At 77.3% G+C, this 7,496-nt stretch carries 2 protein-coding genes and 2 pseudogenes; all 4 read left to right on the top strand.

The window, feature by feature from the left end; all coding sequences use genetic code 11:
• Window positions 1-59: 59 nt before the first annotated feature.
• A pseudogene (locus IH54_RS47425) lies at window positions 60-217 on the top strand (KR domain-containing protein); the annotation flags it as partial.
• A gap of 108 nt (window positions 218-325) precedes the next feature.
• Window positions 326-1,069, top strand: coding sequence for a phosphopantetheine-binding protein (locus IH54_RS0136495; RefSeq protein WP_031525349.1), 744 nt, complete (start codon window positions 326-328; stop codon window positions 1,067-1,069).
• A pseudogene (locus IH54_RS47420) lies at window positions 1,066-6,291 on the top strand (beta-ketoacyl synthase N-terminal-like domain-containing protein); the annotation flags it as partial. The gene IH54_RS0136495 and the pseudogene IH54_RS47420, both read left to right, overlap by 4 nt.
• Before the next feature lie 78 nt (window positions 6,292-6,369).
• A complete protein-coding gene (locus IH54_RS0136485) occupies window positions 6,370-7,467 on the top strand; it encodes a hypothetical protein (RefSeq protein ID WP_031525347.1) in 1,098 nt (365 codons plus the stop codon).
• Window positions 7,468-7,496: the final 29 nt, after the last annotated feature.

The following is a 7,496-nucleotide window of genomic DNA, read 5'->3' as shown; positions in this document are numbered from 1 at the left end:
ACGCACCCGGCGCACCCGAACTCACCCAACGACTCCGACAACTCGGCGCCACCGTCCACATCACCGCCACCGACGCCACCGACCCCCACGCCCTCCACGAACTCATCGACAACATCGACCCCACCCACCCCCTCACCGCCGTCATCCACACCGCCGGTGTCACCGAGGACGCCGTCCTCACCGCCCAAACTACGCCGCCGCCAACGCCTACCTCGACGCCCTCGCCACCGACCGCACCGGCCACCCCACCACCTCCGTCGCCTGGGGCCTGTGGGCCACCACCAGCGCCCTGACCGACAAGCTCACCGCCACCGACCACGCCCGGATGACGCGTACGGGCGTCACCCCGCTCGCCACCGGCAAGGCCCTCGCGCTCTTCGACACGGCCCTCGCGGCGGGCGAACCGCACGTGGTCGCCGCCGAGTTCGACCTGTCCGCGGTGGCCGGCGAGCCGCCCGAGGCGCTGCCCGCGATGGCCCGCCCGCTCACGGGCGCGCGGGCCGGGGCGGCGGTCCGGCGGGGCGTCGCGGCTGCGCGGCCCGCGGACCTGTCGGGGCGGCTCGCCTCGATGGGCCGGGCCGAGCGGCAGGCGCTGCTGCTGGACCTCGTACGGACGCACGCGGCCACGGTGCTCGGACACGCGGACGCCGACGCGGTGGCGACGGACACGCCGTTCAAGGACCTGGGCTTCGACTCGCTCACGGCCGTCGAGCTGCGCAACCGGCTCGCGGCGGCGACGGGTGTGCGGCTGCCCGCGGCGGCGGTCTTCCGCCACCCGACGCCCGGCGCGATGGCGGAGCACCTGGAGAGCGAGCTCGGCCCCGCGGACGGCGGAGCGGCGGAGCCCGTCCTGCGCGAGCTGGAGCGGCTGGAGGCGGCGGTCGCCCAGGAGCGTCCGGCGGGCGAGGCGGGCAGTCGGCTCGTCAAGCGGCTGCAGGACCTGCTGTGGCGGCTCGGCGACGGCGCCGCCGCGGCCGAGGCGGACGGCGGCAGTGGCCAGGAGGTCCTGGAGTCGGCCTCGGACGAGGAGATGTTCGCGCTCATCGACCAGCAACTGGGCTCGTCCTGAGGGAGATCGGGAACCGATGTCGACGACCACCGAAGACAAGCTGCGCCAGTACCTCAAGCGCCTACCCCGGCGGCATCGACTCCCCCGAGGCGCTGTGGGACCTCGTGGCCGAGCGCGGGGACGCGATCGGCCCCTTCCCCGCCGACCGCGGGTGGGACCTCGGCTCCCTCCACCACCCGGACCCCGACCACTCCGGCACCAGCTACGTCACCGAGGGCGGCTTCCTGCACGACGCGCCCACCTTCGACGCGGGCTTCTTCGGCATCAGCCCGCGCGAGGCGGCGGCGATGGACCCGCAGCAGCGCGTCCTGCTGGAGACCGCCTGGGAGCTCCTGGAGCGCGCGCACATCGACCCGACGAGCCTGAAGGGCACCGCGACCGGGGTGTACGCGGGGGTGTCGAGCCAGGACTACCTGTCACGGATCCCGCGGATCCCGGACGGCTACGAGGGGTACACGGCCACCGGCGCTCTCACCAGCGTGATCTCCGGGCGGATCGCGTACACGCTGGGACTCGAGGGCCCGGCGGTCACGCTGGACACCGCCTGCTCGGCGTCGCTGGTCGCGATCCACCTTGCCGCGCAGGCGCTGCGATCGGGCGAGTGCGCGCTCGCCCTGGCGGGCGGGGTCACGGTCTTCAGCACCCCCGCGGCCTACGTCGAGTTCTCGCGGCAGCGCGGGCTCGCACCGGACGGGCGCTGCAAGGCCTTCGCCGCCGCGGCGGACGGCACGGGCTTCTCCGAGGGCGCCGGGCTGCTGCTGCTGGAACGGCTCTCGGACGCGCACCGCAACGGCCACCGGGTGCTCGCCGTCGTCCGCGGCTCGGCCGTCAACCAGGACGGCGCCAGCAACGGGCTGGCCGCGCCCAACGACGCGGCGCAGGAGCGCGTCATCCGGCAGGCGCTGGTGAACGCCAGGCTGGCGGCCGACCAGGTGGACGCGGTGGAGGCGCACGGCACGGGGACGACGCTGGGCGACCCCATCGAGGCGCAGGCGCTGCTCGCGACGTACGGCAAGGGCCGCCCGGCGGACCGGCCGCTGTGGCTCGGCTCGGTGAAGTCGAACATCGGGCACACGCACGCGGCGGCGGGCGTGGCCGGCGTCATCAAGATGGTCATGGCGATGCGCCACGGCTCGCTGCCCGCGACCCTGCACGTCGACGAGCCGACCCCGCACGTGGACTGGACGGCGGGCGCCGTGCAGCTCCTCACCGAGCCGGTCGACTGGCCGCGCGCGGAGCACCCGCGGCGGGCCGGGGTGTCGTCGTTCGGCATCTCCGGCACCAACGCGCACCTGGTACTGGAGGAGGCGCCGGCCGAACCCCCGGCGGAGGCAGACGAGTTGCCGCCGGAAGGGCTGGTGCCGTGGGTGCTGTCGGCGCGCGGCGCGGCCGCGCTGCGGGCCCAGGCGGAGCTGCTGCTCGGCACGGCGGCGGACCACGGCTCCGTCGGCTGGTCGCTGGTCGCCTCACGGGCGGTGCTCGACCACCGGGCCGTGGTCACGGGCCGGGACGGTACGACGCTGCGCGCGGGGCTGGCGGCGCTCGCGGCCGGGGAGGAGCACCCGGCCGTGGTGCGCAGGACCGGCGGGATGCGCGCCTCGGGGTGGCGGGTGTTCCTGTTCTCCGGGCAGGGCAGCCAGCGGCCCGGCATGGGCGCGGGGCTGCACGCGCGCTTCCCGGTCTTCGCCGAGGCCTTCGACGAGGTGTGCGCGCTGCTCGACCCGCATCTGGAACGCCCGCTGCGCGAGGTGGTGTTCGGGCCCGCGGATGCCGCGCTACTGGACCGTACGACGTACACGCAGGCCGGGCTGTTCGCGCTCCAGGTGGCGCTGGCCCGGCTGCTGGACGCGCACGGGGTGCGGCCCGACGCGGTCATCGGCCACTCCGTCGGCGAGATCGCCGCCGCGCACGTCGCCGGGGTCCTGTCGCTGGCGGACGCCTGCCGGCTGGTCGGCGCCCGGGCGACGCTGCTCGGCGCGCTGCCCGCGGGCGGTGCGATGACCGCGCTGGAGGCGACGGCCGAGGAGGCGGCGGAAGCGCTGGCCCCGTACGGCGGGGCGGTCTCGGCCGCCGCGTACAACACGCCCACGGGCACGGTCGTGTCGGGACCGGCGGACCTCGTCGCGGAGCTGACCGCGCGGTGGAGGGATCGCGGCCGCAAGGCGAAGGCGCTCACCGTCAGCCACGCCTTCCACTCACCGCTCATGGAACCGGCGCTCGCACCCTTCGCGGAGGCCGTGGCGGACCTGGACTTCCGGACGCCGCGCATCCCGCTCGTCAGCAACGTCACCGGGCGGCCCGCCGACGCCGGGATCGCCGAACCCGGCTACTGGGTGCGGCACATCCGCGAGCCCGTCCGCTTCCACGACGCGATCGCGCACACCGCGGCCCGCACCCACACGTACCTGGAGATCGGCCCGACGTCGGTGCTCGTCCCCGCGGCGCAGCAGACGCTCGACTCGGTCCCCGGCGGTGCCCCCGCCCCGCTGCTGGTACCTGCGCTGACCGCCCGCCAGGACGAGACCGAGGCGCTCGCCCACGCCCTCGCGCGGCTGCACACCACGCACCCCGTGCCCGTCGACTGGCGGCCCTGGTTCCCGCAGCCCGCCCGCCGTACGACCGACCTGCCCGGCTACCCCTTCCAGCGGCAGCGGCACTGGCTGCCGGACGAGGTTGCGGCCGCGCCCGCCGCCACGGACTCGGAGGAGTCGCGGTTCTGGCAGGCCGTGGAGTCGCAGGACGTGGCGGCGCTGTCCGGCACGCTGGGCATCGGCGACGACGACGGGCGGCGCGCGCCGCTCGGCGAGGTGCTGCCCGCGCTCGCGCACTGGCACCGGGAGCGGCACGACCGGGCGGCCGTCGAGGCATGGCGCTACCGGGTGGCGTGGCGGCGGCTTCCCGACCCCGAGCCGTCGGACGGCCGCTGGCTGCTGGCGGTCCCGCCCGGGGGCGCGGCCGAGTGGGCCGACGCCTGCGAGCGCGCCCTTGCCGCGGACGGCGGCGCGGTGACCCGGGTGACCGTGCCGGGCGATCCCGCGGAGGCGGTCGCCGCGCTGCGCGCGGCGTACGAGGCCGGTCCGGCACCGGCGGGGCTGCTGTCCCTGCTGCCCCTCGGCGCGCCCGGAACCGACACCCCTCCCGCAACGACCGCAACCCGCACACAGGACGCCCCACCACCGGCCGGAACACTCTCCCCCCCGCCCCTCGGCGCGCCCGGAACCGACACCCCTCCCGCAACGACCGCAACCCGCACACAGGACGCCCCGCCACCGGCCGGAACACTCTCCCCCCCGCCCCTCGGCGCGCCCGGGACCGACGCTCTGCACGGGGTGACGGCGACCCATGCGCTGCTGTGCGCGCTGCTGGAGGCGGACCTCGGGGTGCCGGTGTGGACCGCGACGCGCGGTGCGGTGTCGGTGGTGGGCGAGGACGGGCCGCTCGCCGCGCCGCAGGCGGCGGTGTGGGGGCTCGGCCGGGTGGCCGCGCTGGAGCACCCCGCGCTGTGGGGCGGCCTCCTCGACCTCCCGGCCGGGCCCGCGGACCTCTCGCCCGCCCTGCTGCGCGCGGCCCTCGCCGGCCGCGACGCGGAGGACCAGGTGGCGCTGCGCCCCGCGGGCCTCTTCGCCCGCCGCCTCGTCCCCGTCCCCCCGGAGGAGGCGGCGCCCGCCCGCCCCTGGTCCCCGCGCGGCGGCGCCCTGGTGACCGGCGGCGTCACGGGAGTCGCCGCCCACGTGGCCCGCTGGCTGGCCGTGGAGGGCGCGGAACACATCGTCCTGCTCGCCCCGGAGGGCCCCGCGGCCCCGGGCGCGGAAGGGCTGCTGGCCGAACTGGCGGCGCTGGGCACGAAGGCGACGGTCCTGGACGCGGCGGTGCTCGCCGCACCGCGCCGTGAGCCGCCGGGCGCCCCCGCGGGCACGGAAGGGCCGGCGGAACCGGCGTCTCCGGACGCGCCCGGCACCGTACGGCGGGACCCGCCGGAAGGTGCCGAGGAGGCGCACCCGGGAGGGCTCCCGGCCGGCCCCGCGCCCCTGGACGCGCCCGCGCCCGGCACCGTGCGGCCGGAGGGCCCGGCGGAGGCTGGCGCCGCGGGGGCCCTCATGGCGGGCGGGGTGCGGATCCGGACCGTCGTGCACACCGGGGCGGCCGGGGAGCGGGCGGGGCTCGCGGAGTCGGGGGCGGGGGATTTCGGCGGGGCCGTGGCGGACGCGGTGGCGGGGGCGGACCGGCTCGCGGAGTTGTGCGGGCTCGGGGACAGCGACCCGCTGGTGGTCTTCTCGTCGGTGGCCGCGGTCTGGGGCGGCGGCGGGCACGGGGCGCGGGCCGCGGCGGACGCGTACCTGGACGCGCTGGCGGAGCGCCGCCGGGCCGCGGGCGGCCGGGCGGTGCGGATCGCCTGGGGCGTGTGGGACGACGCGCACGGCCCGGACGCGGCCGGGCGCGCGCAGCGGCTGGGCCTGCCGCTGCTGCCGCCCTCCCGGGCGCTCGCGGCGCTGCGGGACGCCGTGGGCCGCGGCGCGGGCGACAGCGCCGGACCCACGCTGGTCGCGGACGTCGACTGGCAGCGCTTCCTCCCGCTGTTCACCGGTGCGCGCGCGAGCCGGCTCTTCGACGACGTCCCGGCCGCGGTGCGAGCCGCACGCGCCGCGCTCGACGCCTCGGGCGGCGCACAGGAGGCTCAGGCGCTGGCCTCCCTGCGGGAGCGGCTCGCGGCCCAGCCGCCCGCGGCGCGTACCGGCACGCTGCTGGCGCTCGTCCGCGCCCACGCGGCCGGTGCGCTGCACTACCCGGGCGCGGACGCGGTGGATCCGGAACAGCCCTTCAAGGAGCTGGGGTTCGACTCCCTCGCGGCCGTCGAGTTCCGCAACCGGCTGCGGGCCGCGACGGGCCTGGAGCTGCCGGCGACGCTCGTCTTCGACTACCCGACGCCCGCCGCCCTCGCGGGGTATCTGGTGGCCCAGGCGCTGCCCGCCGCGGCCGAGCAGGAGCCTGCCGCGCAGGCGCTCGACACCGTCGAGGCAGCGCTCGCCGCGCTGGCGGCCGACGACCCGCGGCGCGCCGGGCTCACCCACCGGCTGCGCGTACTCCTGTGGCGGTACGAGGGAGGGGGAGACCGCGGCGACGGCCCGGCGGGCGGCCCCGCGGAGGGCGGTGCGGAGGGTTTGGAGGGCGCATCGGCGGAGGAGGTGTTCGCCCTCATCGACCGGGAGTTCGGCGAGGCGTAGCGCCGGCCCTGCCGTGGTGTTGCGGAGGGTGGTACCGGGATCTACCGGCTGTCACCCGGGGCCTTCACAATCGCCGGTATGACGATCACGACGGCCGCGCCGCCGCCCACGCACAACACGTTCGTCGCACTCGCCCGGGGTCTCCTGACCGGTGGCGTGGTCGGGGCGGCGCTCGCGGCGCTCGTCGTGGGCACTGTCGTCGAGAGCGTGCCGCTGTTCGTGACGGGCCTGGCCCTGCCCGCGGTCCACGGACTGGTGTTCTTCCTCACCGGCATGCCGAGGCGGTTCCGGGAGGCGGCCGTCGCACCCTGCACGGCACTCGCGGTGATCGAGCGGCTGGAGGCCGTCGGGGGCGGTGAGACGAGCGACGTGCCCGTGAAGTTCTGGCTCACCGTCATGCCGGACGACGGGCCGGCGTTCCGGGTGGAGATCACCGAGGGCGTCAACCTCGTGGACCTGCCCGACTACCGGCCGCGCGGTGTCGTGGTGGTCCGGTACCCGCCGGACCGGCCGTGGCGGGTGCGCGTCGTCAAGCGGCCGACACCGCAGTGGGAGGAGCGCGCGGCCTCGGCCCGATTCGACGCGGTGCCCGGCGCCGCCCGGGTGTCCGAGCCCTCCGAGGGCTGCGCCTCCGGCTTCGTCGTGCTCCTCGGCCTGCTGCTCGGCGCCGCCGTCGTGGTCCTGCTCTTCCGCACGGACCTCTCCGACCGGGGCGGCACCGCGAAGCCGTCCCCGGGGGCGCGGCCGTCCGTCTCCACCACGTCGTCGACCACCGTCGTGTCGTCGGCGTCCGCGACGGTCACCCTGGGCCCGGGCCGGTCGTTTCTCGACAGGGGCGAACTGGACCGGGCCGTCGCCTCGCTCACCGGGGGCGGGAACGGACGCCGGGCGCTCACCGTCGTCGTGCAGGAGCGCGTGCTGTCGGTCGTGTTCGTGCCGACCGGTACGCCGACCCCGGGGTTCGACCTCCGGGCGCTCCCCTACGACCGTTTCCCCGCCGTGGTCGAGGAGGCCGGCGCCACCCTCGGCGCCCGCTCCCCGCAGACCTGGCAGATCGTCGCCGACCGGCTCACCGGCCCCCTCGTCGTCAGGGTCGTCGTGACCGGGCCCGGCGGCACGGCGTCGCTGGAGGCGGACGGACAGGGCAAGGTGGTGCGGCGCACGCCCGCACGGTGAGGTGACCGGGGTTCGTGTGGTTCCGGACG

The organism is Streptomyces sp. NRRL F-5123 (genome assembly GCF_000721495.1).
Taxonomy (GTDB): Bacteria; Actinomycetota; Actinomycetes; order Streptomycetales; family Streptomycetaceae; genus Actinacidiphila.
This window is presented reverse-complemented; position numbering and strand designations above follow the sequence as displayed.